This window comes from Aeromonas sp., from assembly GCF_051657805.1.
Lineage (GTDB): Bacteria > Pseudomonadota > Gammaproteobacteria > Enterobacterales > Aeromonadaceae > Aeromonas.
On the sequence record NZ_JBOFLJ010000024.1, the window covers coordinates 269,027 to 295,628 of the forward strand.

Genomic DNA, 26,602 nt, shown 5'->3' on the forward strand with positions numbered 1-26,602 from the left:
AGGGATGAAAGCCCTCCGTTCAGCTGTGTTTATCAATAAAAACAAACAGATAATATTGAAACCTTCATCAACACCGGCTATTCATGGAAGTATCGCCTCCGGCAGGGAATGTCCTCCCTGCCCCATCACGAGATAACACATAATAAGAACCATACCCGGCCCCAAGCCGGGGAACATGAGGTAGCCATGTTGATCGAGAAAACACTGCTTGAGCAATTCAACATCAATGAGATCGAAATCCAACGCCGGATGGAGCTCTTCAAGCTGACCCAGGGGGAGCTGGATCTGCTGGCGCAGCAGCAGCCCATCATAGAACAGCATCTGGACAGCCTAGTCGCCAAGTTCTACGACAAGCAGACGCAATTTGACGAGATAGCTCTGCTGATCGGCGACGCCGACACCCTGCAGCGGCTGCGCAACGCCCAGCGCCGCTACATCCAGGAGCTGTTCTCAGGCCATTACGACAACGCCTATGTCAACAGCCGCCTGCGGATCGGCCTGGTGCACAAGCGTATCGGCGTCGAGCCCAAGCTCTACCTCTCCGCCAGCTGTACCCTCAAATACCTGGTGGAAGACGTGCTGATCGAGCACATGGCCAACCCGTCCGAGCTGCCCCAGGTGCTGCGGGCCCTCGACAAGCTCATCAGCTTCGACACCGCACTGGTGTTCGACACCTATATCGGCACCCTGCTGAGTGCGGTCGAGAATGCCAAGAAGCGGATGGAGACCTATGCCCGCGAGCTGGAGGAGAAGTCCAAGATCCTGAGCGCCCATGCGGAGCGGGACCCCCTCACCGAGCTCTACAACAAGCGGGCCATGCATCGCACCATCATGCGTGAACTCAATGCGGCCATCCGCCGCAAGAGCTTCCTGTCGGTGATCTACATCGACGTCAACAAGTTCAAGTTCATCAATGACACCTTCGGTCATGCGAAGGGGGATGAAGTCCTGTAAACCCTGGGACAGGCGATCACCGAGAGCTGTCGCGCGTCGGACTTCCCCTGCCGGATCGGTGGCGACGAGTTCTGCGTCATCCTGCCGGAGGCGAGCCGGGCCACCGCCCTGCACATCGGCGATCGTATCGAGGCCGCCTTCACCACCGCCTACCCCGAGTACTCCATCAGCATCGGCATCTGCGTGACGGGGAATGAGCAGTTCGTCACCGCCAACGAGCTCATCGAGGGGGCCGACAAGGCGATGTACGAGGCCAAGCAGCAATCCTCCTGACGGCTTTCCGACGACCCAAAACAGATGCCGCTCCCCTTGGGGAGCGGCATCCTGGACTCAGGAGAGGGTCGCTGCGTTACTCTTCTTCCATCTCGTCAAACAGGGGGTGATAGAGCACCTCCCCCGATAACCCCGCGAGGCCACCGGGCTGCAGCTCCATCGCCATGAAGCAGTCGGCGGGCACCTCGTAGATGCAGTTCAGGCCAAACTCGCTGGCGGGACGAAAGCCGAAGCGGGCGTAGTAGGCGGGATCCCCGAGCACCACCACCGCCTTCCAGTCCATCTCCAGCGCCGTGTCCAAGCCTTCGCGCACCAGATCCGAGCCGATGCCCTGTCCTTGCCAGTCCGGGTGCACGGCCACCGGCGCCAGGCCGAGCCAGGGCCCCTCCTGACCGTTAATGGTGATCGGGCTCAGCATCAGGTGTCCCATGAACTCGTACTCTTCCTCCTCGACCATGGTGACCACGGCGGCCCCACATTCGCGCAGGCGATTAACCAGCTCGGCCTCATCGGATCGGCCAAAGGCGGCGCTCACCAGCTCATAGACTGGCAGCATGTCGCCGGGACGCTCGGTTCTCAACATAGGGCATAACTCCTCGTACGGCAGGGCGGCCATTATTCCACACAAGTGGCCCCCGACCTGAATGGCTTTATCCGAAAATGGGAGGCCGGACTCAGGAAAACGAATGCGGCCGCGGGGACGGCCCCCGCGCGACCCGCTCATCCCACCCGATGCGGTATCAGCGATCCCCCCGTCTTGGATCCCTCAGAACCAGCAGATAGTTGAGGCCAAGCTCTCCCCGCTCCTTGAGCAGCACGCCATCCCCATGAGTCCAGGAGAGGGGCCCCTCCCCTTCTAGCCATGAGACGGGATGGGATCTCACCACCAGCCCGGCCGTCGCCCGCCCAGGTGTGCCGTCCTGCCCCTCGCCATCCATCTCGTCATCCATAAAGAGCGCCAGCTCTGGGGTATTACCACTCCCTTCCCGCTCCCAGGGGCCGTGCAGTATGGCCACCACTACCCTCTCATCCTCAAGCCAGGGGATCAGGCTAGCCCGCAGGGGGGCGGACAGGATGGGGGCGCGATCCAGTCGCCAGTGGCTGAGCGTCCCCTGACCGTCAGTCCCGGCCCGAACCCCGCAGCAGTGCATGCCTATCTTGGCCATCACCCTGCCGGAGGCCAGGTTGTCCGGCATATGGCGGGCCGTCAGGGCGGGTAATTGCCATTGCTCGAAGGCAAAGCGTTTGACCAGGGTCGCCGCCCGGGTGGCGAGCCCCCGGTTCTGCCAGGGGACCCCCACCCACCAGGCGAGCTCCCCGCTCCAGTGCAACGAGATGACCCCGAGCAAGGGGGCAGGTTCAGATCCGGTTGGCAGGCTCAGCGCCCAGGTTCGGCCAAGGCCGAGAGCGGCCTTGCGCCCGCTCATGGCGAGCCAGTCCCGGGCCGCCTCCGACGGATAGGGGTGGGGAATGTTGAGGGTATAGCGGGCGAGCGCGCCGTCGGCGCAGTAGCGCGCGATCTCGGCTTCATCCTCCGCCCGCAAGGGGCGCAACACCAGGGCTCCCGGGCCCGGCTCACGCAGCTCGGGGATGGAGAGGCGCCGGGCGAGCAGCCTCTCCAGCACCACGGCCAGATCGTCGTCCGGCCCCAGGGTCAGATCCGCCCCCACGGGCCCCAGGGTGAGCAGACCGCTCTCCTTGGCCAGGATCAGCAGGGCGCTGGAGGTGCAGATCAGGATCTGCCGGCTCGGATCGACCGCCATCACGGGGGCCTCGTCCCCGTCCAGCCAGGCGGCGAGCAATGCGCTGGCCGAGAGGATGCCGTCCGGCGGGCAGGCCGCCCAGGGAGCCGGGATCTGTGGATCCCGCCCGGCCCGCTTGCTCTGCAGCAGTTGCCAGCTGTGCCCCTGCCCGCGCCATGCCTGCAGGGCCGCCAGCCAATGGGGCCGCCAGAGGCCCCCTTCAATCAATAGCTCCATCCTTCCCCCAAGGTGCACCGTTGTGATGGCAGGGCATTCTGGAGGGCCTGCCGTATGCAACTTCCTCACCCTGCGTCCCGTCACGGGCCACGATTCAACCGCTAGCATGACAGCCTGCTAACCGGCTGTTAAACCCTATTTTTATCATGGTTAAACGGCATACCCCATGAAAAAATGCCATATGTCCGCCTTGATGAAGGTCACATTAATGGGGTCTCTCCCTTCCTATCATGGCCACATCATGCACCACCAGCGCGGGTTCATGAATAACCATGCATAACAAGAGAAAAGACTATGCAGCAAACCACTCCCCTCAAGACGGTGTTAGTCAGTACCCTGGCGACCGCCCTGCTGATCTTCGTGGCCCAGTATCTGATTGGGAAACAGGAGATCAAGATCGGCATCGCCATCATCCCCATTTTGCCCATGTTGTTCGCCGTCATCATCGGCATGATAGTCTCCGCCAAACCGGTCAAGGATCGCATCCCCGGCTGGAAGAAGCTCTTCACCGAAAAGGAGGAAGGCTTCTGCGGCAAGATGGTGGGCTTCAGCCTGCTGATCCTCGGTACCCAGTATGCCGGCATGATCATCCCCAACCTCAAGATGATCCTGAGCGTCGGGGTGCCGCTCTTCCTGCAGGAGATAGGCAACCTCTTGCCCATCCTCATCGCCATCCCGCTGGCGGTGAAGTTCGGCTTCGGTCGCCGCGCCATCGGGGCCTGCTCCTCCATCAGCCGTGAACCCTCGGTCGCGGTCATTCAGGGCAAGTTCGGCACCGGCTCCCAGGAGTACATAGGTGTGCTCGCCATCTACTTATGCGGCTCCGTCATCGGCACCCTCTGGTTCAGCGTGCTCGGCAGCATAGCGCCGCTGACCGGCCTACATCCGCTGGCCCTGGCCGCCGGCTCAGGGGTGGGTTCGGGATCCATGCTGAGTGCCGCCTCAGGCGCCCTCATCAACGGTCTGGACGAGGCGCTGGCCCAGCAGGTGCTGAGTATCGCCGCTGCCTCCAACCTGCTCTCATCGGCCCTCGGCGCCCTCTCCCTCACCTATCTGGGACTGCCCCTTGCCGAGAAGATCTTCGCCATCTCTTCCAAAGGAGAGCAAGCATGAAAAGCATCGTGATGGATATGCGCTTCGTCTTCCTGGCGATCCTGCTGGCCATGTTCACCCAGACCCTGACCACGGGCCTGCCGCTGTGGCAGATGGGGGACAGCTTCGTCGCCATGTCCCTGGTGGTGTTCGCCTCCCTGGTGACCAAGCGCTACCTGCCCTCCTCCCTGCCGGCCTTCGCCTATGCGACCATCATCGGCATCCTCATCTGCCTGCCGGAGACCCCGGTGCGCGGCCTCTTCATCGACGCGGTGGCGAAGATCTCCTTCCTCTCCTGCTGCGTGCCGCTCCTGGCCTTCGCCGGCCTCTCCGTCGGCGGTCAACTCGAGGAGCTCAAGAAGATGTCCTGGAAGGTGATCCTCATCTTCATGATCGTCTCCACCTGCTGCTTCTTCGGCGCCTCGCTGGTTGCCCAACTCGGCTTCTCCATTCAAGGGATCATCTGATGCACGACTACCATATCGAACCTGACCTGCTCGCCCTGCGTGATTTCAGCTGCGAGGTGCGCCACCACCTGCACAGCATCCCGGAATACTCCGGCGCCGAGTTCAAGACCTCGGCCTATTGCCGCCAGCTGATGGAACAGTTCGGCTACCAGATCACCGACTACCCGGGCTTCACCGGCTTTCACGGGGATCTGCACATAGACCCCAGCCTGCCCACCATCGCGTTTCGCGCCGACATGGACGGCCTCGAGATGCACGACATGAGCGAGGTGGCGTTCAAGTCCACCCACGAGGGGATGGCCCATAATTGCGGCCACGACTCCCACATGGCGATCGCGCTGACCACCGCCAAGTTCCTGGCCGCTCACCAGGATCGGCTGCAATACAATGTGCGCATCATCTTCCAGATGGCGGAAGAGGACATGCGGGTGCCGGGGGCCGGCAAGATGGTGGAACTCGGCTGCATGGAGGGGGTGGACGAGGTCTACGCCCTGCACAACGACGGCGCCATGGAGACCGGCACCATCAAGTTCAACCAGGGGGTCATGTCCTCCTGGGGCTCGGCCTGGACGTTAGAGGTGCACGGCATCTCCGCCCACGGCTCGACTCCCCACAAGGGGCTGGACGCCATCCGCGAGGCGGTGCGCATCATCGAAGACATGGACTACATAGTAGCCAAGCGCACCAGCCCCTTCAGCCCGGCGGTATTCGGCTGCGGCATGATCAACGGCGGCACCATCCCCAATGCGGTGGCCGATCACGTGCAGGCCCGTGGCACCATCCGCGCCATGGATGCCGAGACGGATCAGATCCTGAAAAACAGCTTCAAGGACATGGTCGCCCAGAGCGAGCTGCGCGGCTTCAAGACCAGCATGGTCTATGCCGGCTACCCGGCGGTGGAGAACCACGGCGCCGCCTGCGAGCGGCTGCGTCAGGCCGCGAGCCCCGTGCTGCCCGCCGAGGGCATCAATGCCCAGGGCCAGCCCATGACCGGTAGCGAGGACTTCAGCTACATGATCAACGCCACGCCGGGGCGCATGGGAGCCATGTTCTTCCTCGGCAGCGGCTGCCAGGCCAAGGGGATCTGCAACTACCTGCATGCGAACCCCTACTACCTGGACGACGACTGCCTGCTGATAGGGGCCCAGATCTTCGTCAATCTGGCGACCAGGACCGACTGACGGGCAAGGAGGATCGGCGGCAGCCCGCTGATCGGCGCCCGGATCTTCGTCAATCTGGCGACCCGGGCGGCGTAAAAACCTGCAACCCAATGTAAAGAGAGGCCACTGGCCTCTCTTTTTTTATGCCCCGGCGTCAGAGCCAGGGCAGGGTCGCCAAATTGGTCGCCTGGGGCTGATTGAGGAGGGAGAGCTGCACCGTCTCCCGGCTCACGTGGGGGGCCAGCAGATGGATGAAGTCATACATGTAGTCCCTCAGGTGCACGTGCCTGCGCAGGCAGACGTGGACCACGCTGGAGGCGATCAGGTGATCGATGTTGAGCGCAACCAGGCTCTCCTTGTCCCCCTCGTCGAAGGCGGCTGAGGCGATCACCCCCACCCCCATGCCGAGGCGCACATAGTGTTTGATGATGTCGGTGTCCGTCGCCGTCAGCACGATGCGGGGGCTGAGACCGTGGCGGCCGAACGCCACGTCCATCTTGGAGCGGCCGGTGAAGCCGAACACATAGGTGATGAGGGGGTAGCGGGCCAGATCCCCCATGGAGAGCGGCTGGCAGTCGATGAGCGGATGGCCGTGGGGCACCACCACGCTGCGGCCCCAGCGGTAGCAGGGGACGGTGGCCAGTTCGTCGAACAGGTGCATGGACTCGGTGGCGATAGCCATCTCCACGTCCCCGTTCTGCACCATCTGGGCGAGCTGAGCCGGCGCCCCCTGATGCAGATGGAGGCTGACCTCGGGATAGCGACGGGAAAATTCTGTGATGGCGGCGGGCAGCTTGTAGCGCGCCATGGTGTGGGTGGTGGCGATGCGCAGCACCCCGCTGGTGGCGAGCTGCTCGCGCGAGGAGAGCTGACCAATCTGATCCACCTGGGCCACCACCCCCTTGGCCAGCTCCATCACCTGCTCCCCCATGGGGGTCAGGCCGATGAGGTTCTTGCCCTTGCGGGTGAACAGCGCCAGCCCCAGCTCATCCTCCAGCATCTTCATCTGCTTGCTGAGGGTCGGCTGGGAGGTGTAGAGCTTCTCCGCCGTCGCCGAGATGTTGAAGTTGTTCTTCACTATCTCGGTGAAGTTCTTGAGACGGGCGATGTTCATCAGGGAGCCAGACGCTCGATGTGCCAGCCCTCTCCTTCCCGGCTGTAGTAGAAGCGATCGTGCAGGCGATGGGCCCCACCCTGCCAGAACTCCACGGTGTCGATGACGACCCGATAGCCGCCCCAGAAGCTAGGCAGCGGCACCTCCCCTTTGGCGAACTTCTGTTTCAGCTCGAGGAACTTGGCCTCCAGCACGCCGCGCGCCGAGATGCGGGAGGACTGCTGGGAGACCCAGGCCGCGATCTGGCTGTCTTTCGGGCGGCTGTGGAAGTACTTCATCACCTCCAGGGTGCCGAGCTTCTCCACCCGGCCGGTGACGTGCACCTGGCGGTCCAGGGGGTGCCAGGGGAAGTGCAGGCTGATGCGGGGGTTGCCCTCCAGCTGACCCGCCTTGCGGCTGCCCATGTTGGTGTAGAACACCATGCCCAGGGCGTCGTAGTGCTTGAGCAGCACGGTGCGCTGCCAGGGTTGGCCGTCCGCGTCCACGGTCGCCACCACCATGGCGGTGGGATCGGTCAGCTTGGCCTCACAGGCCTGGGCCAGCCACTTCTCGAACAGCTCGAGGGGCTGGGCCGGCAGATCGGCCCGGTGCAATCCACCCTTGGTGTACTCACGGCGCAGATCGGCTACATCCATCATCTTGATTTTCCTTCTCTCTTTGCCGCCAGTGCGGCCTGCATGGGGGCATTGTGCGACGAGCGGGGGCGGGGTTCAAGCCCGCATCCCCGCAAACGGCCGCCCAAAAAAGCGGGGAGGCTTGCGCCTCCCCGATCCTTGACCCAGCCAGGCCCGCCATTGTTTCTCCTGCGGCTATTTTATGGGAGGACAGTGGGCCAGCATGTGCCTGTTGTACTCGGCGGCATAGGCGCTGAGCCTGGCATGCTCCTCCTTCTGCTCGGGGCGGATCACATCCCCCAGGCCGTCGAGGTAGCGCACGCCGCAGCGCGCCTTGGCCTCGGCCTGCTCCTCGGCCGGGATACCTGGCGCCACCTCGCCGCGCCCGGCCCGCACGATCAGCCGGTAATCCTGCAGGGTCAGACTCTGCTCCACCGCCTGCTCCAGGGTGCCGGCATCCGCCTGACAACCGGTGAGCAGGGCCAGCAGCAGGGCGTAACCGGCTCTCATCCCCGTCTCCGCTGCCAACCCAGCAGCGCCAGGGCCAGGGTCCAGAGGCCGAGGGTACCACCGCCGCCGCCACCGCTCTCTTCCACCCGCTGGGTCACGGAGAGCTTGAACGGGCTGATGGCGAAGAAGAGGTTGTCGCTGCAGGCGACCCTCAGGCGGGCGGTGCCGTCGCTGCCGGCCGGAATGGCCACGTTCGCCGAGCCCGAATTGGGCTGGCCGCCGGCGACCAGGGTCCAGCTCGCCCCCTCGTCACGGGTCATGGCGATGTCGACCGTGCTGCAGTTGATGGGTGCCGCATTGGTGCCCGCCACCGCCCAACCGATGGTCTGGTTGTGACCGGCGGCCAGGGGGGTCACCAGCGGGCTGGTCAGGCGGAAGGGCTGGCCGGTGTTGACCACCTGGATCTGCATCTCGTCGCTGCCAACCCCGCCCTTGCCATCCCGGGCCGTGAGGCGGAAGTTCAGCATCCGATTGGTCGTCGGCCAGGCCTCCCCCTTCACCAGGGTATTGGTGAGCAGGGAGGGCAGGCTCGGCAGGGTGCGCTCCGGCACCGCCGTGGGGGCCACGAAGGGGAAGATCGGGCGGGTACCGTCGTCGATCATGCTGGCGGCGCTGACCGAGGCGTTGCCCAGATCGATCTGCTCCCAGGTGTAGGAGAGGGGATCCCCATCCAGATCCGCGCCCGCCCCCTTGAGCACGAAGGGGGTGTTGGCCGGGATCGCATAATCACTGCCGGCGGCGACTTGGGGGGCGTTGTTGGTCAGGCTCAGGGCCGTGCCGCAGCTCGGCACTGTGGCCATGTGGGCCCGCATCTGCTCGATGGACTTGCTGTGGAAGTAGGGCAGGCTGTTGGCCTGCAGGTTCTCCTCCCCGCAGATCCCCGCATAGGCCATGATGGAGCTGCCGCTGCCCGGCTCCCAGGCCTGGCCCGGGGAACGGTTGCCGCCGCCACAGCTGCCCGTGGTGCCGTTGAAGGTGTGCTCGGCACCGAACTGGTGGCCGATCTCGTGAGCCACGTAGTCGATGAAGAAGGCATCCCCCACCGGATTGGGGGATCCCGTCATCCCCGCCGAGCGCTCATCCCCCCCGCACAGGGAGTTGAGCTGTGCCAGGCCACCGCCGCCGGTGTTGACCACGTGGCCGATATCGAAGGGGCCGAGCCTGGTGCCGGCCAGGCTCTGGGCACTCTTCTGCACATTGACGTTGATATCGATGTCGTTGTCATCGTTCATGAAGGGATCCGTGGCGACATCGGTATAGATGATGGTGTCGTTGCCGCTGGCGAGCTGGAACTCGGCCGCCACATCCCGCTGGTACACCTCGTTGACCCGGTTCAGCATGGTGGTGATGGCTGCCAGCCCGGCCGCCACCGTGCCGCCGTGATACTGGGTGTACTCCCCCGCCGCCGAGACAGCGATGACGTAGCGCTTGCGCTCGTTGCCATTCACCAGCACCTGACGCGCCAGCGCCCTGGCTTCGCTGCCGATGACCTTGTCCGCCTCCTCTTCCAGCCGGCTGTGGGCATCCTGCTGGTAATAGACGGCGTAGCCTTCGCCATTGCGCAGGGGATCGACGAACACCATGCGGCCCTCGTGGCTGAACATGGCGTGGAACCCCTGGGGGCTCAGATCGAAGCGGCCCGTGTCGGTCGGCGATCGTATATTCTGCCCCTTGAAGGTCAGGATATCGGGATATTTTGCTGCCAGGTCGGCAGGCAGCAGATCATAGGGCTGCAGGGCGAAGACGACCTCCTTGCCATCCGGCAGGGGCAGGGTCAGCTCGCGCGTACCCGCCTTCAGGGCATCGAAGTACCCGACCGGTACTGTGGCTATCCGGTATTGATTGGCCCGCACCTCGTAGCCGTCGCTATTGGTGGCGCGCGCCACCAGGGTCTGCCACTCCTTGGCGGCCAGACCGGTGGAGGCCATCAGGCCTGCCACCAGCAATGCCAGCGGGGAGAATTTCATCAACTGCATCTTTTTATTCCTTTTTAATGCGTTCACCCGAACTGCCACGGCATCATTTGCCCGCTGCCGTCATTAGTCCAGCCCCATCCCCTGTACATTCCCCGAATGGGGATGGTTGCACCGGCTCAGTCTAGCCCCTATCATTGCGCGGATTTGTCCGTTTCAGAACCCCCTCCGTGATGGGGCCGGTTCATCCTTTTTTGGCCAAGGTTAATCTCATGCTCAAGTCCCCACTGTTGCCCCGTTTCGGGGATCTGGTCGTTGCCATCGTTGACGATGTGCTGGCTCAGGGTCTCACCCTGGACAGGGCCTATGCCCGTCACTTCTCCGGCATCGAACTCAAACCCCAAGAACAGGCAAGGATTGCCCTGGTCACCGGCGATCTGCTGCGCCGCCTCAGCCTCTACTGCTTCCTGACCGGCATCCAGGTACGCCAAGCCTCGAAGAACGTCTGGCCGCTGCTGCACAGCTGGCACGCTTTCCACAAGATAGCCCAACCGAACAACCCGACGCTGGATCGCTTCAATGAAGAGGCCTTCCGCCGCCGCCTCACCGAGGCCAAGAAGAACCCTGTGCTGATGGATGGCTGCCCCACCTGGCTGGAGAAACTCGGCAGCGAGCAACTCGGCGAGGCCTGGCCTGCCGAGCGCGCCGCCCTGGCCTGGATGCCCAAGCGTTATCTAAGGGTCAATACCCTCAAATGCACCAAGGAAGAGCTGCAAGCAGCCCTGGCCAAGGAGCATGTCACCACAGTCCCGGTGGAGGGGGTGGAGAGCGCCCTGCAGGTCACCTCGGATGCGGCCCTGTTCCGCACCAAGGCCTTCGCCGATGGCTGGTTCGAGCAGCAGGATGCGGGCTCCCAGCTGGTGGCCGCGGCCCTGGAAGTCACCCCCGGCATGCGCATCATCGACGCCTGCGCCGGCGCCGGTGGCAAGACACTGCACCTGGCCGCCATGATGAACGGCAAGGGCCGTCTGCTCGCCATGGACGTGGAAGAGTGGAAGCTGGAGAACCTCAAGCAACGCGCCCGCCGCGCCGGGGCCCACAACGTGGAGACCCGGGTCATCGAGAGCAGCAAGACCGTCAAGCGCCTCAAGGGCACCGCCGATCGGGTGCTGCTGGACGTGCCCTGCTCCGGTTTGGGTGTTCTCAAGCGCAATCCGGATGCCAAGTGGCGCGACACCGCCGAGCGGTTGCCTGTGCTGGTCGCCCTGCAGGAAGAGATACTGCAGCGCTACAGCCAGATGACCAAGGTGGGCGGCATCCTGGTCTACGCCACCTGCTCCATCTTGCCCGAAGAAAACCGCCAGCAGGTGGACAAGTTCCTGGCTGCCAACGCGAACTACAGGTTGCTGGATGATCACAGCGTCAGCCCGGCCGAGACCGGCTTCGACGGCTTCTACATGGCGCGGATCGAGCGTATCGGCTGATTCTCTGCCACCACTATATAAAGCTGCTTAATAGGAGGGGCACCGCTATCTCAGCGGTGCCCCTCTTTTGTCATCTACCCTGCACAGCCGCCACCATTTTACCCTTCCCTTTGCCTGGCGACGGCTCGGCTTCTCGCTACACTTGAAGGCGCTCCGGCAGACCCTGGCCCATCCAGATGCCATCGCCCGCTTCTTGAACCGCTTTTGTTATTTAACTACATAAGATCGGTGCGCCCCTGTGCATGGATGATGGGCACCAAATGGGCTGTGGTGAGCGAAACCAATTATTTTAGCCCCTAAAATCAACCGTGAGCGAAAACGTTATCTTGTGAAATGAGGCTGTTTTAGCTCAAAACGTTGTTTCTGGATCATAAAAAGTATCCAAAAACTGGTGTATATTGCACGGCGGAAACTCCTTAACCATGAAGACTGACATGAAAAAGACCAAAATCGTCTGCACCATAGGTCCCAAGACCGAATCCAAAGCAATGCTCGGCAAGATGCTCGACGCCGGCATGAACGTCATGCGCCTGAACTTCTCTCACGGTGATTACGAAGAGCACGGCACCCGTATCAGCAACCTGCGTGAAGTGATGGCCGAGACCGGCAAGCACGCAGCCATCCTGCTGGATACCAAGGGTCCGGAAATCCGTACCATGAAACTGGAAGGTGGCAACGATGTGTCTCTGGTCGCTGGCCAGACCTTCACCTTCACCACCGACCAGACCGTGGTTGGCAACAAGGACAAGGTCGCCGTGACCTACGCCGGCTTCGCCAACGACCTGCGCGTCGGCAACCGCATCCTGGTGGACGACGGCCTGATCGGTCTGGACGTCATCGAGATCACCGAACGCGAAGTCATCTGCAAGGTGCTGAACAACGGTGACCTGGGCGAGAACAAGGGTGTCAACCTGCCGGGCGTCTCCATCAAGCTGCCGGCCCTGGCCGAGAAAGACAAGCGCGACCTCATCTTCGGTTGCGAGCAAGGCGTTGATTTCGTTGCCGCCTCCTTCATTCGCAAGAAAGAAGACGTGCTGGAAATCCGTGAGCACCTGAAGGCCCACGGTGGCGAGAACATCCAGATCATCTCCAAGATCGAAAACCAGGAAGGCCTGGACAACTTCGACGACATCCTGGCTGTCTCCGACGGCATCATGGTCGCTCGTGGCGACATGGGTGTTGAGATCCCGGTAGAAGAAGTGATCTTCGCCCAGAAGATGATCATCACCAAGTGCAACAAGGCACGCAAAGTGGTCATCACCGCCACCCAGATGCTGGATTCCATGATCAAGAACCCGCGTCCGACCCGCGCCGAAGCCGGCGACGTGGCGAACGCCATCCTGGACGGTACCGACGCGGTCATGCTGTCCGGTGAATCCGCCAAGGGCAAGTACCCGCTGGAAGCCGTGACCATCATGGCCACCATCTGCGAGCGTACCGATGCCGTGATGCCGTCCAACCTGTCTGCTGCCAACGACAGCAACAAGCTGCGCATCACCGAAGCCGTCTGCAAGGGCGCCGTCGAGACCTCCGAGAAGCTGGACGCCCCGCTGATCGTGGTTGCCACCGAAGGCGGCAAGTCTGCCAAGGCCATCCGCAAGTACTTCCCGAAAGCCTGGATCCTGGCCATCACCACCAACAAGAAGACTGCTGCCCAGCTGGTTCTGACCAAGGGTGTGGTTGCTCACGTGGTTGACAGCATCGCCTCTACCGACGATTTCTATCGCATCGGCAAAGAAGCGGCTCTGGCCAGCGGCATGGGTCTGAAGGGTGACGTGGTCGTCATGGTCTCCGGTGCTCTGGTACCGAGCGGCACGACCAACACCGCTTCCGTTCACGTTCTGTAATCAGTCCTGAACCGATCAAACGGCGCCTGCGGGCGCCGTTTTTTTTATCCTCCCCCCTGCTGCCCCCTCCGGCCCGGTGTTAGAATCCACGCGGATTTCAGTCAAGTCAGAAATCTCCACAATATCGCGTAATAACCCGGAAGTTTTATGCCCTCATTACAGTTCAGAAGAGCCTCGGCCCTGTGGTTGCCGCTGCTCTGTTTACTCTTCAGCCTCTGCGCCCCGCAAGCCCTGGCGCAGGACGTGCCGCAACGGGCAACGGTTCAGCGCTCCCTCGATGCCCTCGGCAAATCCGAGACGCTCACCGTCAGCCAGCAGGCGGATCAGAAGTTCCTGACCGATACCCTGAGCCTGCTCGACAGCATCGAGAAGGAGCAGGAGAAGGCCAAGGCCCAGACCCTGCGGGTCCGTTCACTGCCCAGCGAGCTCAGGGAGATCGGCGCCAAGCTCGACAACCTGACCCAGGGCAAGAGCCCGGAGCAGCTCAAGAGCGAATACGCCACCATGAGCCTGACCGAGCTGGAGAACCGCCAGGCCGAGATCATGGCCAATCTGCAGGAATCTCAGGAGGCGCTCGGCACCATAGGCAGCCAGATCACCAGCCTGCAGACACTGCCGGAGCGGGCCCAGGCCAACATGAGCCGCGCCTATCAGCGCAGCCAGGAGATCCGCACCCGGTTGAACTCCGGCGACAGCATCAGCAGCGCCGAGAAGATGAAGCTCAATACCGAGCTGAACCTGCTGGACTTGCAACTGGCCAACCTGCAAAAGGAGCTGGATAACCGCACCAGCATGCAGGATCTCGTGGTCAAGCAGCGGGACTACCAGAGCGCTCGCCTCGCCTACGAGGAGCAACGGCTGCAGGCCCTGCAGGAGCAGAGCAGCGCCAAGCGCCTCGGCGACACCGAGAAGACCGCCGAGCAGACCGGCGAGCTGGTAGCCACCGCCGACAATCCCCTGGTGCAAAAAGAGCAGGAGATCAACCACCAGCTCAGCCAGCAGCTCATCAGCGCCACCGCCAACCTGAACTCCCTCGCCCAGAAAAACCTGCAGGCCAAGAGCTGGCTGGAGCGCGGTACCCAGACCGAGCGCAACCTAAATGAACAGGTGCAGATGCTCAAGGGCAACCTGCTGCTGTCACGCATCCTCTACCAGCTCTACCAGCAGCTGGAGGCGGCTCCCTCCACCCTGGTGAAGAACCTGGAGGAGCAGATCGCCGATCTGCACCTGGCCCAGTTCGAGCTGAGCCAGCAGCGTGACCAGCTGTTCCAGAAGACCCAGTATCTGGACAGCCTGATCGCCGGCAGCAGCGAGCCGGTCAGCGAAGAGGACAAGGAGAGCCTCTCCAAGCTCATCGACACCCGCATCAGCCTGCTCGATCAGCTGAACCGTCAACTCGACAGCCAGCTGACCAACGCCATCAGCCTGCAGCTGACCCAGCAACAGCTGAGCCGGGTCTATGCCTCCATCGAGTTCACCCTGCAGCAGCACATCTTCTGGGTCAGCAGCAACAAGCCCATCGATGGCAAGTGGCTGATCAACTGGCCCGCACAGGCTTACAAGCAGGCCTCCGACTGGGTGCTCAAGCCGGACTGGAGCAAGTGGGGCGAAATGCTGTTGCCCATCTCATTGCTCGCCTTCCCGCTGCTGCTGGTGGGTGGCCTGCTGCTGTGGAAACGGCCGACCATCATCGCCCGCCAGCAGAAGATCGCCAAGGATCTCGGCCGCTTCCGCCAGGACAGCCAGTGGCACACCCCGCGCGCCCTGTTCTACACAGTGCTGCAGCGCCTGCCCGGCACCCTCTTCATCCTGGCCGCCGGCCTGCTGCTCACCTATTGCGGCCTGTTGAGCCCCAAACTCATCTTCCAGATCACCCTGAACCTGGCCATGGGTTACCTGGTGTTCAGCGTCTACCTGTCGGTGATGCGACCCGGCGGCATCGGCGAGAGCCACTTCCGCATGCCGAGGGCCGAGCTGCAGGCCAAGCGTGCCAGCATGCGCTACCTGTGGATCCCGCTGCTGCCGCTGATCATGCTCTCCACCAAGGCCGTGGTAGAGCCTTCCTCTCTTGGCAACGACGTGATCGGTCAGGCCCTGACCCTGGTGCTGCTGGGGCTCGCCGGCTATCTGGTGCTGCCCATCTCCCGCGCCCGCATCAAGGGCGAGGCGAGCATGCTGCAGATCCTGACGGCGGTCGCCCTGGCTCTGGCACCGGTGGCGCTCATGGTGCTGGCGGCGCTCGGCTACTACTACACGGCCCTGAAACTCACCGGACGACTGATTGAGTCCTTCTACCTCATCATCATCTGGAGCCTGGTCTATCGCACCGCCCTGCGAGGCCTGGAGCTGGCAGCCCGCCGCCTGGCCTATCGCCGCGCCGTCGCCAAGCGTGAGCACAAGACCCAGGAAGATGCGGAAGGGGGCGAGGCCATCGAAGAGCAGCCCATGGATCTGGAGGATGTCAGCCAGCAGTCCCTGCGCCTGACCCGGATCATGCTGCTGCTGGTGTTCGGCGTCGCCTTCTACTGGCTCTGGTCCGATCTGGTGGCGGTCTTCACCTACCTCGACAGCGTGGTGCTCTGGCACAAGAGCGAGGGGACTGGCGCCAACGCCGTGCTCTTCCCCATCAGCCTGAGCGATGTGCTGACCGGCCTCTTCCTGTTCGGGGCCGCTCTCTCCCTGGCCCGCAACCTGCCTGGCCTGCTGGAGGTGCTGGTGCTCTCCAAGATGCGCCTGGCCCAGGGTACCGCCTACGCCTTCACCACCATGCTCAACTATGCGCTCATCGGGGTGGGATCACTCACCGCCCTGGCCATGCTGGGGGTACAGTGGGAGAAGCTGCAGTGGCTGGCCGCCGGCCTCTCGGTGGGTATCGGCTTCGGCATGCAGCAGATCGTCTCCAACTTCATCTCGGGGATCATCATCTTGTTCGAGCGCCCGGTCCGGATCGGTGACACCGTCACCATCGGCACCATCTCGGGCACGGTCAACAAGATCCGCATCCGCTCCACCACCCTGACCGATTTCGATCGCAAAGAGGTGATCATCCCGAACCAGCAGCTGATGATAGAGCGGCTGGTCAACTGGTCCCTGTCGGACACCGTCACCCGGGTCATCGCCCGGGTCGGGGTGGCCTATGGCTCGGATCTGGAGCTGACCCGCAAGCTGTTGATGCAGGCAGCCATGGAGAACAGCCGGGTGTTGAAGGATCCGGCCCCCATCGTCTACTTCCTCACCTTCGGTGCCAGCACCCTGGATCACGAGCTGCGCTTCTTCGTGAGCGAGCTCGGGGATCGCAACCCGGCCATCGATGAGCTGAACCGCCGTATCGACGTGCTGTTCCGTGAGCACGGCATCGACATCGCCTTCAACCAGATGGACGTGCACATCAAGAACCAGCAGGGGGATGAACAGAAAATTGAGTCCCGCACCAGCCTGCCGCCTCCCCGGCGCAACGGCGAAGCGAGCTGATCCTGCTCATCTCGACACACAACGGGCCCCATCACGGGGCCCGTTTTTTTTGCGGCCTGGCTCCCCTTGAAAGGGAGGCGGGCTCCCCAATATAGAGGGGACAAGGAATGTCATAGCGCGAGGATTGAATGGACTATCTCTATGCCGTGGTGCTGTTTGCCATCTCCTCCTCGGTCACCCCGGGGCCGAACAACCTGATGGTGATGAGCTCCGGGGTCAACTTCGGGGTACGAAGAAGCCTGCCGCTGCTGGCCGGCATCTGCGTCGGCTTCACCCTGATGCTGTTGCTGGTGGGGCTGGGATTCGGCCAACTATTTACCCTCTTCCCCTCCCTGCACCTCGTCATCAAGTGCGTGGGCACCCTCTACCTGCTCTATCTGGCCTGGCTCATCGCCCGTTCGGCGGACGAACTGGCGGGCAAGGGGCAGGCCCGTCCCCTCGGCTTTCTCAAGGGGGCCCTGTTCCAGTGGGTCAACGCCAAGGCCTGGGTGGTGGCCACAGGCGCCATCGCCGCCTTCACCAGCGCCGGGGCCGGTTTCTATGAGCAGAACCTCACCCTAGCGCTGACCTTCTTCATCATCTCCTTCCCAAGCGTCGGCATCTGGCTGCTGTTCGGCTCCGTGCTCAAGCGCTGGCTCGCCGGCGAGCGGGCCCGCCGCCGTTTCAATCAGGCCATGGGGGCGCTGCTGGCCCTCTCCGTCGCCCCCGTGGTGCGGGAGCTCTGGCAACAGCTGGCCTGAGTCCGCCCAGCCAGGGGAATTGGGCCGCGGCCGTGCTGGGCTCAAGCCCCCATCTGTGCCACCATCCCCAAGCCATCCCACCCGCGCCACGCGGGCCCTATCGCCATCAGGAGGCGTCATGCAGCAAGTGGTTTATATCGCCAACCCGGTGAGCGGGTTGATCCATGTCTTCGAGCTGACCGCTTCCGGGCTCCAGCCCCTGCAGCAGGTGCAGACCGGCGGCGAGGTGCAGCCTCTGGTCATCAGCCCGGACAGGCGCTGGCTCTATGCCGGGGTGCGGCCCGACTTCAAGGTGTTGAGTTACCCCATAGGCCCGGATGGCCGCCTCGGTGACCCCGCCTCGGCGCCCCTCGCGGGCAGTGCCTCCCACACCTGCACCGATGCGGCGGGTCAGCTCTTCTTCGCCGCCTCCTATGCCTTCAACCACCTCAGCGTCTCCCGTATGGATGAAGCCGGCCGGGTCCTCGGGATGCATCAGCGCATCGACGATCTCATGGCCGCCCACTCGGTCACCCTGCTGGTGGATGGACAGGGGCGGCAGGAGCTGCTGGTGGCCAGCCTCAAAGAGGACGCCATCCGCCGCTTCGCCCTGAGTGAAGAGGGTCGGCTGGTGCCTCACCCTCTGGGGGATCGGCACACAGCCCCCGGTGCCGGGCCACGTCATCTGGCACTGCATCCGAGCAACGGCGATCTCTACTGCCTCAACGAGCTCGACGGCACCCTCAACCGCTACCACAGGGAGGCGGACGGACGCATCCTGCTGCGGGAGTCCCTGGACATGCTGCCATCGGGTTATGAGGGGGAGCGTTGGGGGGCGGACCTGCACCTCACCCCGGACGGGCGCTTCCTCTATACCAGCGAGCGGGCCAGCAGCCTGCTGACCCTGTTCGGGGTGAGCGAGACGGATGGCAGCCTCAGCGTCCTCACCCACTTCCCCACCGCCTCCTGCCCCCGCGGCTTTGCCATCGACCACGGCGGTCGTTGGCTCATCGCCACCGGGCAGACGTGCGAGGATCTGATCCTGCACCGCATCGACGGGGAGACGGGCCAACTCACACCAGCCGCTCGCCATGAGGTGGGTAAGGGGGCCATGTGGGTGAGGGTCCTGGCGCTGGATGGGCGCACCGCCTGAGTGATCCGGGCTCAGGGCCCTGACAGCCATAAAGAAACAGGCGGTGCTCATGGAGCGCCGCCTGCGTTCAAGGACAGACAGGCGATCACCTGCCGTTGAGATCCTCATCCGGCCAATACTTGTAACCCTGCATGGTGGCCTGCACCGCCACCCCCTGCTCGGTGAGCTGATACATCTTCACCTTCTGGAAGTCCGCGTTGGCCGCCTCGCTCACCACCACCTTGCCATCGTCCGCCGACTTGGCCGCCAGATCGGCCTGGGCGCTGGCATCGAAGCCTGTGGTGATGAATCTGTCCAGGGCGGTGGTATCGTTGAAGATGATCAGGGCCTGGAATTTCTTGATCCCCATGCCCACCCCGAAACCGGCGGTAGCCATCTTCATATAGGTATCCCGGCCGTTGCGGTTATCCCGGAGCACCCCATAGCCGCTGCCGGCGCTGAGCAGCAGCAGGTTGTTGTTCACGTTGCTGAACACCGCATACCCCTTGGATCTGGCCACTTCCTGTCTGATCTTCCCATCCTTGGCATAGAGGGTTGAGAGCGCCTGCTCGCGCATCTGCAAGATGCTGCTGCGCTGCTCGGCCGGGGAATCCCCCTTGGCACCGCAACCCGCCAGCAGCAACAGGAGCAGGATCTGGCTCCATAGCCGTAAGTGACGCATGTCATGACTCCTTTCCAGTTGACCGAAAAGAGGCGCCGGCCCCTTTCCGCCATCTGACGGCGAGCCGGTGGGTGCCGGCCCGTCATCGCCATCCCTTGCCCGCTGCGACGAACACGCGGGGCAAGGGCCTGTCGACTGAGTATAGGGTCAGCCTACTCGCCCTTGGTCACCTCCCCCAGAAACTCGGTGAAGCGCCGCCAGGACTTGGCATCGGCATCGGCCCTGTAGTTCTCGGAGCCAAACACGCTGAACGCGTGGGGGGCGCCGCCATAGCTGGTCGCCTCGTGCCTGATGCCGGCGCTCTCCAGCTCGGCGATCAGGGCCGCGAACTGCCCGAGGGAGACCGCCTGATCCGCGCTGCCGTGCTGGATCAGCAGCTGGGCCTTGGTCTGCTTGTAATCCTGGCCAGCCGGGGTCTCCAACCCGCCGTGCACGCTCACCACCCCCTTGAGATCGGCGCCGCTGCGGGCCAGCTCCAGCACGGCGGCGCCGCCGAAGCAGTAGCCGAGCGCCACGGCGTTGTCGAGCCGTCCCCCCTGCCGACCCGCCTCGGCCAGGGCCCCCGCCAGCAGCTTGCGCATCCTGGGCCTGTCCTGATAGAGGGCGCCGGTGAGCTTCTTCTTCTCCTCCACCACGGTCGGCCGCACCCCTGCCCCAAACAGATCGGCCGCAAACACGCTGTAACCCAGGGCCACCAGCATCTCGGCCCGCTTGACCTCGTAATCGGTCAGACCATCCCAGTCGTGTACCAGGAGCACCAGGGGCGCCCCCTTGCCCGCCGCCAGGTAATAGCCCTCGAATTGCTGGCCATCGATCTCGTAGCGCACAGCGCCGGCCTGAGCCGCACCGCCCCATATCAGCCCGATCAGGGCCAGGATCCATGCCTTCTTCATCGCGTTTCCCTCTACCTGTAATGACGCCCCTGATTGTAGCCGTCAGGGACCGGGGTGAAGGACAAAAGCCCAAACGGCACCGACTCGGCGGGTGACACAAAGCAAGAGGCCACCGGATGGTGGCCTCTTGTCGAATCAGATGAAGGATGGAGCCTTAATCCTTGGCACTCTCCATGGCACCAATCTCGGAGTGAGCCGGCAGGATAAGGTTCAGCAGGATGGCGGCTACCGAGGCCAAGCCCACGCCCGCCAGGGCGAAGTCACCGATCTTCATCTCGAGGGCACCCACGCCGACGGTCAGGGTCACGGCCACGATGGCGATGTTGCGGGCTAGCCCTAAGTCCACCTTGGACTCCACCAGGGTCTTGAGACCGATGGCGGCGATGGATCCGAACAGCAGCAGCATGATGCCGCCCATCACCGGCATGGGGATGGAGGTGAGCAGGGCGTTGAACTTGCCGAAGAAGGCCAGAATGATGGCGAACACCGCAGCCCAGGTCATGGTGACCGGGTTGAAGTTGCGGGTGATCATCACGGCGCCGGTCACTTCGGCGTAGGTGGTGACGGGAGGGCCACCGATGAAACCGGCGAAGCAGACGCCGATGCCGTCACCGGCCAGGGTGCGGTGCAGGCCCGGATCCTTGGTGTAATCCTTGCCGGTCACGCCACCGATGGCGAGCACGCCGCCGATGTGTTCGATACAGGGGGCGATGGCCACCGGCAGCATGAACAGGGCGGCGGCCCAGTTGATCTCCGGGGTCACGAAGTGGGGCAACGCCAGCCAGGGGGCGTTGACCATGCCATCGAAGCTCACCTGACCCATCATGACCGCGGCCACATAACCGACGATAACGCCGGAGAGGATGGGGATGAGCTTGATCCAGCCCTTGCAGAACACGGCGGCGATCAGGGTCACCGCCAATGAGATGCCCGCCAGGGTCAGGGCAGTCGCGGGGGGCACTACCTGCTCACCACCAGCGCGCCCCATGGCCATGTTGCAGGCCACCTGGGCGACCGAGAGGCCGATCACCATGATCACCGGGCCAATCACCACGGGGGGCAGCAGCTTGTGCACGAACCCCATGCCCCGGGCGCGGATGATGCCGGCCAGGATGAAGTACATGAAACCGGCGGCGAACAGGCCGAACATGGTGGAGGGCAGGCCCCAGGTCTGGGTGGCGTAGATGATGGGGGCGATGAAGGCGAAGCTGGAGCCGAGGAAGATCGGCACCTGGCGACGGGTGCAGAGCTGGAACAGCAGGGTACCTACACCGGCGCCAAGCAGGGCCATGGAGGGGTTCAGTCCGGTGAGCAGGGGCACCAGAACCATGGCACCGAAGGCGACAAACAGAATTTGCAGCCCGGCGACACTTTGCTTGACCAAGGAAAACATGGGTGTCCTTAATTTTTTGATAACTGACAGGGATAATTGACACTTTCCAGTCATCACTACAGATCTTCAAGGCAAGAAACGCACGAAATGGCGTCATTCGTTACCTTTTACTGCTTGGGGAGGGCATGAAACTGGCTTTTTAGGCGGGATTCGTTGCTACAAGCATCGAGGAAGCGATTTTACGCACTTTTACGGCCGGCGCAAAACGTTTTTCATCCAGATCTTATTGACAAGGCTGGCAAGGGGGGCAAATTGTGAGCGCCGACCCGATCATTTCCCTGAGTCCCGCATCTTTACCCCAACACTGACCCCCATCCTGACCCGGGTGCAATGACAAAGGGGATGGCATGGCCATCCCCTTCTCCGTGTCAGCCCGGCTTCGGGCTATAGGCCTGTGAGACCCGCGGCCATCACACCCTTCTGTAGGGCAGATACACGGGCTCCCACATGTGACTCAGGATATGCTGCTGCAGATCCTGGCCGATGAGGGGGTGGAACGGATCCCGGCGCACTATGTCTTTGAGCACGGCAGTCGCCACATGCACCGAGATGTTGCGCAGATCGCTGATGCGCGGGTAGACGGAGCCACGGGCCAGATCCGCCTCGTTCACGCACTCCGCCAGGGCAAAGGCCGCTGTGGTGAAGATATCCGGGCTGATCTCTCGGATCTGGCTGACGATGGCCGCAAGCCCCACCCCTGGGAAGATGAAGACGTTGTTGCCCTGGCCGATGCGATAGTCCTGCCCCTCGAAGTGCACGTCCTTGAACGGGCTGCCGGTGGCGACGATGGCACGGCCCTGGCTCCAGCGGTAGATGTCTTCCGGCAGGGCCTCGCAGTTTGCAGTCGGGTTGGAGAGCGGGAACACCATGGGGTGATCGCTGTGCTCCAGCATCAACTGGATGTGCTCCTCCTTGAAGGCGCCGCCCGAGCCGCTGGTACCGAGCAGCACGGTAATGGGCACATGGCGCAGAATGTCGTTCAAGCAGGCGCGTTGTACGCCCCACTGGGCCAGCAGCAGGCCCGGCTTGGCGTAGCGGCGCTTGTACTCGTCGAGCTCTTCCCGGTTGTCGCACACCAGCCCCTGGGTATCCATGATATAGATGCGATCCCGCGCGGCCTGGGGATCCAGCCCCTCGCGGATCATGCCGGCGCAGATCTGATCCGCCACCCCGACCCCGCCGGCACCGGCGCCATAGACCAGGTAGTTCTGCTGGCCCAGGGTCTCATTCTTGGACTTGACCGCCCCGATGATCCCCGCCAGCACCACGGCCCCCGTGCCCTGGATGTCGTCGTTGAAGGACGGCAGCGCCTGCTGATAGCGGGAGAGATTGTTGAAGGCGTTGGACTTGCTGAAGTCTTCCCACTGCAAGACGGCGTTCGGGAAGTGACGCTTGACCCCGGCCACGAACTTGTCGATGAAGTCGTCATACTCCTTGCCACGGATGCGTCTATGGGGCTGCCCCAGGTACATGGGGTCATCCAGCAGGGCCTGGTTGTCGGTGCCCACGTCCAGGGCGATGGGCAGGCAGCAGGCGGGGTGGATGCCGGCGGCCAGGGTATAGAGGGAGAGCTTGCCGATGGGGATCCCCATGCCGCCCACCCCCTGATCGCCGATGCCGAGTATGCCCTGGCTGTCGGTGACCACTATGATGCGCACCGATTTGGCATCCATGTGCCGCGCCAGGGAGCCCATGTCATCGACGTTGTGCTGGGTGATGTAGAGGCCACGCGCCTTCTGGTAGCGGTGGCTGAACTCTTGGCACGCCTTGCCCACGGTCGGGGTGTAGATGATGGGGGTCATCTCCTCCACGTGACGGGACAGCAGGGCATAGAACAGGGTTTCGTTGCGATCCTGCAACGCCCTCAGGTTCTGGTACTTCTCCATGTCGCTGCAGGCGCTCAGGAAGGCCTCATAGACCCGCTCCAGCTGCGCCTCGAAGGTCTGCACCTGGGGGGGCAGCAGGCCGTCGAGTTCGAAGTCGGCCCGCTCCTGTTCGGTGAAGGCGGTGCCCTTGTTGAGGTTGCGATCGTTGAGCAGGTTGGTGCCTGTCAGCGAGACGGGGCGAAAATCCTCTCCCTGTGCGTCTTTCCACAGCAGATATTGTCCGGTAGCCATAGTCATTCTCTTTGATTTACATGAAGTTGCCATTCGGCAGGAGAGCAAGACTCATAACAGCGCATCATAAGCCCTTTGGCCTTCCGGTTTTGTGACCTCAGCCATACCCTGCGGCCAAAGCCCGCCATTCTCGGCCCCGAGCCCCGGATTGGGTTGCAGGCCCGGCGCCCTTGACGCAAGATCGTCAGCCAGCGAACGCCCCCGCACAAGGAGTGCGCCGCCGACCTACACCTTGATTCAACCATCTGGAGCGCCATGACAATCCGCGACCCCCACCCCTTTCCCGTCAGTGCCGTGATCCTGGCCGGTGGCCGCGCCACCCGTATGGGAGGGGATGACAAGGGCTGGGTACCCCTGGCAGGCCAGCCCCTCATCGAACATGTGTTGACGCGCCTGCGGCCCCAGGTGGACGAGGTGCTGATCAACGCCAATCGCAGCCAGGCGCGCTACCGCGCGCTCGCCCCCGTCATCTGTGATGAATTCGCCGATTTTCAGGGACCCCTCGCCGGCATGCTGGCGGGCCTCAAGTCCGCTCGCCACGACTGGGTGCTGTTCGTCCCCTGCGATGGACCCGGCCTGCCGCAGGATCTGATGAGCCGCTTTCGCGCGGCGCTGGCCCAGCAGCCGGACGCCGAGCTGGTGGTGGCCCACGACGGCAGCCATCTGCAACCCGTGGTCGCCCTGCTGAGCCGCCCCCTGGCCCCCTCCCTCCAGCAGGCGCTGGCGCAAGGGGAGCGCAAGATTGCCGCCTGGTTTGGCCGCCACAAGATGGCGGTGGTGCCCTTTGCCGACCAGCCTGACGCCTTTATCAACCTCAACAGCCCCGACGAGCTAGCCGAGTACGAGGCGCGTCTGAAGGCGAGCGGCAAGGGCGCCTGCGAGGAGAAGCCATGATGGACAACCCGCTGCCTCTGCTCGGTTTCGTGGCCTGGAGCGGCACCGGCAAGACCACCCTGCTGGAGCAGCTTATCCCGCGGCTCCGCGAGCGCGGCCTGCGGCTCGGGGTGCTCAAGCACACCCACCACCAGTTCGACATGGACAAGCCGGGCAAGGACAGTTACCGCCTGCGCCAGGCCGGGGCCGGCCAGGTGATGGCCGCCTCCAGCCTGCGCCATGCCCTCATCCGCGAGACCCCGGAGGGCGAGCCCCCCTTCGCCGAGCTGCTGGCTAGCTTTGACTGGTCGCGCCTCGATCTGCTGCTCATCGAGGGCTTCAAGCACGAGCACTTCCCCAAGATAGAGCTGCACAGAGCGGCCATCGGCCGACCGTTGATGTTCCCCACGGACCCCGATGTGATCGCCCTGGTGAGCGATGACCCCGTCGCCACGGCGCTGCCCCGCTTCGGCTTCGCGGCCCTCTCCCCCCTCTGCGACTTTATCTGTGAGCGGCTGGCCGAACGGGCAGGCGCGGCAGTGCCCCCCAGGGCGTCGGCCCCCCTGCGCCTGCTCGCCCGCATCCGCACGGTGATACCGACGGGGGAAAGCGGCCCTCTGCTCGGTCATGTGAGCCAGGATGCCAGTGGCCGCTTGCAGGTACAGCCGGCAAGTGGTTTGATGTCAGCGGCCCCGCCGGATCCCAACTGCCTCATCGAGCGTCCTTCCTCCCGGCCCGTGGCACAGGGAGAGGAGGTCTGGATCCGCCTGTTGCCGACCGGAGCGACCTAAGCCCCCGGCCTCTTCATTCAACCCGAGATGAGACGACGCCCTTGCGCCTGAACGCCCCCCTCTCCCGCCTCGATCTGCTGGTCTATGGCCGCTACCGCCTGGTGCACGGCCTGCGCATCGCCCTGGCCTTCACCCTCACCTTCCTGCTGACCCGGGAGCTCCAGCTGCCGGAGAGCACCTGGCCCCTCATCACCCTGGTAGTGGTGATGGGACCCATCTCGTTCTGGGGCAATGTCTTCTCCCGCGCCCTGCAGCGGGTGGTGGGCACCATCTTCGGGGCGGCCTGCGGTGTGGTGGCCCTCTATCTGGAGCTCTACTCCATGCCGCTGATGCTGGCCTGGAGCTGCGCCATCATGTTCCTGTGCGGTTATCTGGCCCTCGGCAAGCGGCCCTATGTGGGGCTGCTCATCGGCATCACCCTGGGGGTGGTCATGGGGGGCAAGCCCGGCGACATAGAGACGGCCCTGTGGCGCAGCGGTGACGTGATCCTGGGCTCCCTGCTGGCGCTGCTGTTTTGCAGCATCTATCCCCAGCGGGCCTACCTCCACTGGCGGCTGCAGATGCACGACACCCTGATGATGGCCCAGCGCCTCTATCACACTCACCTCTCCCCCAACGTGCTGGAGCGACCCAAGCTGGCCCGGAGCCACGCCCGCCTGCTCGCCAAGATGGTCAGCCTGCGCCCCCTGCTGGCCCCGGCGGTCAAGGAGACCCGCCTCAACGCCCCCCATTTCGAGGCCATCCAGACCACCCTTCGCAATACCCTCTGCACCCTGGAGATGCTGGCCAACACCTACTGGAACAATCGCCACAGCCACTTCCTGATGCAGAGCGCCCCCGAGCTGCGGGCCTGTCAGCAGGCGACCGAGACGGTGATCACCCAACTCGCCCTCATGCTCAAGAGCGGTGATCAGCGGGAGCTGGAGTTCGCCATCGCCTGCCTGGACGAGACCACCACCCGGGTGCGCCTGAGTGCCGAAGAGGCCAGCATCAGCGGCTACCTCTGGCTCAACCTGCAGCTCACCCTGCAGCTCAAGCAACTGAGTCGATTGCTCGGGCTAGTGCTGCAGCCCTACGGCAAGCCGCTCCAGCGCCCCTGAGGCATCCCTAAGCCGGTGCCCATG

General features: G+C 63.6%; 21 protein-coding genes and 1 pseudogene. 12 read left to right on the forward strand and 10 right to left on the reverse strand.

All coding sequences use genetic code 11. The features are described from left to right. Nucleotides 1-186 precede the first annotated feature (186 nt). Nucleotides 187-1,227: pseudogene (locus ACRCYW_RS10305) on the forward strand (GGDEF domain-containing protein). Nucleotides 1,228-1,303: 76 nt separating this feature from the next. Here ACRCYW_RS10305 and ACRCYW_RS10310 read toward each other — a convergent pair. Beyond that, nucleotides 1,304-1,810: a GNAT family N-acetyltransferase gene (locus ACRCYW_RS10310; protein ID WP_438550018.1), complete on the reverse strand. Its 507-nt coding sequence runs from the start codon at nt 1,808-1,810 to the stop codon at nt 1,304-1,306. A gap of 157 nt (nt 1,811-1,967) precedes the next feature. After that, entirely contained in the window at nt 1,968-3,206 is a 1,239-nt protein-coding gene (locus ACRCYW_RS10315) for a GNAT family N-acetyltransferase (RefSeq protein ID WP_438550019.1), read from the reverse strand. Between the two features lie 294 nt (nt 3,207-3,500). Between ACRCYW_RS10315 and ACRCYW_RS10320 the strand changes: the two genes are divergently transcribed. The 3 genes from ACRCYW_RS10320 to ACRCYW_RS10330 are packed head-to-tail and all read left to right on the forward strand — an operon-like array spanning nt 3,501 to nt 5,946. Further along, nucleotides 3,501-4,319 carry a DUF3100 domain-containing protein gene (locus ACRCYW_RS10320; protein ID WP_438550020.1) on the forward strand — a complete coding sequence of 273 codons (819 nt, stop codon included), beginning with the start codon at nt 3,501-3,503 and terminating at the stop codon, nt 4,317-4,319. After that, entirely contained in the window at nt 4,316-4,765 is a 450-nt protein-coding gene (locus ACRCYW_RS10325) for a hypothetical protein (RefSeq protein WP_438550021.1), read from the forward strand. The genes ACRCYW_RS10320 and ACRCYW_RS10325 overlap by 4 nt, the downstream gene beginning before the upstream one ends. Continuing rightward, complete coding sequence (locus tag ACRCYW_RS10330) at nt 4,765-5,946, forward strand: M20 metallopeptidase family protein (RefSeq protein ID WP_438550022.1); 1,182 nt, start codon at nt 4,765-4,767, stop codon at nt 5,944-5,946. Before ACRCYW_RS10325 ends, ACRCYW_RS10330 begins: the two co-directional genes overlap by 1 nt. 133 nt (nt 5,947-6,079) lie before the next feature. Here the strand turns inward: ACRCYW_RS10330 and ACRCYW_RS10335 are convergent, their stop codons facing one another. The 4 genes from ACRCYW_RS10335 to ACRCYW_RS10350 all read right to left on the reverse strand — a co-directional run bounded on the left by ACRCYW_RS10335 (nt 6,080) and on the right by ACRCYW_RS10350 (nt 10,139). Then, nucleotides 6,080-7,039, reverse strand: coding sequence for a LysR substrate-binding domain-containing protein (locus ACRCYW_RS10335; RefSeq protein WP_438550023.1), 960 nt, complete (start codon nt 7,037-7,039; stop codon nt 6,080-6,082). Next, the gene (gene pdxH, locus ACRCYW_RS10340; RefSeq protein WP_438550024.1) at nt 7,039-7,677 is read right to left on the reverse strand and encodes a pyridoxamine 5'-phosphate oxidase; all 639 of its coding nucleotides are present in this window, start codon (nt 7,675-7,677) and stop codon (nt 7,039-7,041) included. Before pdxH ends, ACRCYW_RS10335 begins: the two co-directional genes overlap by 1 nt. A 171-nt stretch (nt 7,678-7,848) precedes the next feature. After that, nucleotides 7,849-8,163: a hypothetical protein gene (locus ACRCYW_RS10345; RefSeq protein ID WP_438550025.1), complete on the reverse strand. Its 315-nt coding sequence runs from the start codon at nt 8,161-8,163 to the stop codon at nt 7,849-7,851. Continuing rightward, on the reverse strand, nt 8,160-10,139 hold the full coding sequence (locus ACRCYW_RS10350) for a reprolysin-like metallopeptidase (protein WP_438550026.1): 1,980 nt from the start codon (nt 10,137-10,139) through the stop codon (nt 8,160-8,162). Before ACRCYW_RS10350 ends, ACRCYW_RS10345 begins: the two co-directional genes overlap by 4 nt. Before the next feature lie 209 nt (nt 10,140-10,348). Between ACRCYW_RS10350 and ACRCYW_RS10355 the strand changes: the two genes are divergently transcribed. From ACRCYW_RS10355 to pgl, 5 genes are all read left to right on the forward strand, one after another. Further along, entirely contained in the window at nt 10,349-11,560 is a 1,212-nt protein-coding gene (locus tag ACRCYW_RS10355; protein WP_438550027.1) for an RsmB/NOP family class I SAM-dependent RNA methyltransferase, read from the forward strand. Nucleotides 11,561-11,994: 434 nt separating this feature from the next. Further along, entirely contained in the window at nt 11,995-13,407 is a 1,413-nt protein-coding gene (gene pykF / locus ACRCYW_RS10360; RefSeq protein WP_438550028.1) for a pyruvate kinase PykF, read from the forward strand. 147 nt (nt 13,408-13,554) lie between these two features. Beyond that, nucleotides 13,555-16,878 carry a mechanosensitive channel MscK gene (gene mscK, locus ACRCYW_RS10365; RefSeq protein WP_438550029.1) on the forward strand — a complete coding sequence of 1,108 codons (3,324 nt, stop codon included), beginning with the start codon at nt 13,555-13,557 and terminating at the stop codon, nt 16,876-16,878. 128 nt (nt 16,879-17,006) lie between these two features. Continuing rightward, nucleotides 17,007-17,618 (forward strand): LysE family translocator, encoded by a 612-nt coding sequence (locus tag ACRCYW_RS10370; RefSeq protein WP_438550030.1) that lies wholly within the window; start codon nt 17,007-17,009, stop codon nt 17,616-17,618. 118 nt (nt 17,619-17,736) lie between these two features. Beyond that, entirely contained in the window at nt 17,737-18,750 is a 1,014-nt protein-coding gene (pgl, locus tag ACRCYW_RS10375; protein WP_438550031.1) for a 6-phosphogluconolactonase, read from the forward strand. An 85-nt stretch (nt 18,751-18,835) separates the two neighbouring features. Here pgl and ACRCYW_RS10380 read toward each other — a convergent pair whose 3' ends face one another. The 4 genes from ACRCYW_RS10380 to ACRCYW_RS10395 all read right to left on the reverse strand — a co-directional run bounded on the left by ACRCYW_RS10380 (nt 18,836) and on the right by ACRCYW_RS10395 (nt 23,814). Next, nucleotides 18,836-19,411, reverse strand: a complete 576-nt coding sequence (locus ACRCYW_RS10380) for a hypothetical protein (RefSeq protein ID WP_438550032.1) — start codon at nt 19,409-19,411, stop codon at nt 18,836-18,838. A gap of 152 nt (nt 19,412-19,563) precedes the next feature. Next, entirely contained in the window at nt 19,564-20,304 is a 741-nt protein-coding gene (locus ACRCYW_RS10385; protein ID WP_438550033.1) for a dienelactone hydrolase family protein, read from the reverse strand. Nucleotides 20,305-20,458: 154 nt separating this feature from the next. Beyond that, a complete protein-coding gene (locus ACRCYW_RS10390) occupies nt 20,459-21,697 on the reverse strand; it encodes a uracil-xanthine permease family protein (protein WP_438550034.1) in 1,239 nt (412 codons plus the stop codon). A 410-nt stretch (nt 21,698-22,107) separates the two neighbouring features. After that, nucleotides 22,108-23,814, reverse strand: a complete 1,707-nt coding sequence (locus ACRCYW_RS10395; RefSeq protein ID WP_438550035.1) for an NAD-dependent malic enzyme — start codon at nt 23,812-23,814, stop codon at nt 22,108-22,110. Nucleotides 23,815-24,069: 255 nt separating this feature from the next. Between ACRCYW_RS10395 and mobA the strand changes: the two genes are divergently transcribed. From mobA to ACRCYW_RS10410, 3 genes are read left to right on the forward strand one after another with little or no spacing between them, the layout of a single operon-like run. Beyond that, nucleotides 24,070-24,708 carry a molybdenum cofactor guanylyltransferase MobA gene (gene mobA, locus ACRCYW_RS10400; RefSeq protein WP_438550036.1) on the forward strand — a complete coding sequence of 213 codons (639 nt, stop codon included), beginning with the start codon at nt 24,070-24,072 and terminating at the stop codon, nt 24,706-24,708. Then, nucleotides 24,705-25,478, forward strand: a complete 774-nt coding sequence (gene mobB / locus ACRCYW_RS10405; protein ID WP_438550037.1) for a molybdopterin-guanine dinucleotide biosynthesis protein B — start codon at nt 24,705-24,707, stop codon at nt 25,476-25,478. Before mobA ends, mobB begins: the two co-directional genes overlap by 4 nt. Nucleotides 25,479-25,519: 41 nt before the next feature. Continuing rightward, nucleotides 25,520-26,578 carry an FUSC family protein gene (locus tag ACRCYW_RS10410; protein ID WP_438550038.1) on the forward strand — a complete coding sequence of 353 codons (1,059 nt, stop codon included), beginning with the start codon at nt 25,520-25,522 and terminating at the stop codon, nt 26,576-26,578. The last annotated feature ends 24 nt before the right edge of the window (nt 26,579-26,602 follow it).

Coding starts and splice junctions, on each gene's coding strand:
- ACRCYW_RS10310 (WP_438550018.1), bottom strand. CDS start 1,810: ATGTTGAGAACCGAGCGTCCCGGCGACATGCTGCCAGTCTATGAGCTG.
- ACRCYW_RS10315 (WP_438550019.1), bottom strand. CDS start 3,206: ATGGAGCTATTGATTGAAGGGGGCCTCTGGCGGCCCCATTGGCTGGCG.
- ACRCYW_RS10320 (WP_438550020.1), top strand. CDS start 3,501: ATGCAGCAAACCACTCCCCTCAAGACGGTGTTAGTCAGTACCCTGGCG.
- ACRCYW_RS10325 (WP_438550021.1), top strand. CDS start 4,316: ATGAAAAGCATCGTGATGGATATGCGCTTCGTCTTCCTGGCGATCCTG.
- ACRCYW_RS10330 (WP_438550022.1), top strand. CDS start 4,765: ATGCACGACTACCATATCGAACCTGACCTGCTCGCCCTGCGTGATTTC.
- ACRCYW_RS10335 (WP_438550023.1), bottom strand. CDS start 7,039: ATGAACATCGCCCGTCTCAAGAACTTCACCGAGATAGTGAAGAACAAC.
- pdxH (WP_438550024.1), bottom strand. CDS start 7,677: ATGATGGATGTAGCCGATCTGCGCCGTGAGTACACCAAGGGTGGATTG.
- ACRCYW_RS10345 (WP_438550025.1), bottom strand. CDS start 8,163: ATGAGAGCCGGTTACGCCCTGCTGCTGGCCCTGCTCACCGGTTGTCAG.
- ACRCYW_RS10350 (WP_438550026.1), bottom strand. CDS start 10,139: ATGCAGTTGATGAAATTCTCCCCGCTGGCATTGCTGGTGGCAGGCCTG.
- ACRCYW_RS10355 (WP_438550027.1), top strand. CDS start 10,349: ATGCTCAAGTCCCCACTGTTGCCCCGTTTCGGGGATCTGGTCGTTGCC.
- pykF (WP_438550028.1), top strand. CDS start 11,995: ATGAAAAAGACCAAAATCGTCTGCACCATAGGTCCCAAGACCGAATCC.
- mscK (WP_438550029.1), top strand. CDS start 13,555: ATGCCCTCATTACAGTTCAGAAGAGCCTCGGCCCTGTGGTTGCCGCTG.
- ACRCYW_RS10370 (WP_438550030.1), top strand. CDS start 17,007: ATGGACTATCTCTATGCCGTGGTGCTGTTTGCCATCTCCTCCTCGGTC.
- pgl (WP_438550031.1), top strand. CDS start 17,737: ATGCAGCAAGTGGTTTATATCGCCAACCCGGTGAGCGGGTTGATCCAT.
- ACRCYW_RS10380 (WP_438550032.1), bottom strand. CDS start 19,411: ATGCGTCACTTACGGCTATGGAGCCAGATCCTGCTCCTGTTGCTGCTG.
- ACRCYW_RS10385 (WP_438550033.1), bottom strand. CDS start 20,304: ATGAAGAAGGCATGGATCCTGGCCCTGATCGGGCTGATATGGGGCGGT.
- ACRCYW_RS10390 (WP_438550034.1), bottom strand. CDS start 21,697: ATGTTTTCCTTGGTCAAGCAAAGTGTCGCCGGGCTGCAAATTCTGTTT.
- ACRCYW_RS10395 (WP_438550035.1), bottom strand. CDS start 23,814: ATGGCTACCGGACAATATCTGCTGTGGAAAGACGCACAGGGAGAGGAT.
- mobA (WP_438550036.1), top strand. CDS start 24,070: ATGACAATCCGCGACCCCCACCCCTTTCCCGTCAGTGCCGTGATCCTG.
- mobB (WP_438550037.1), top strand. CDS start 24,705: ATGATGGACAACCCGCTGCCTCTGCTCGGTTTCGTGGCCTGGAGCGGC.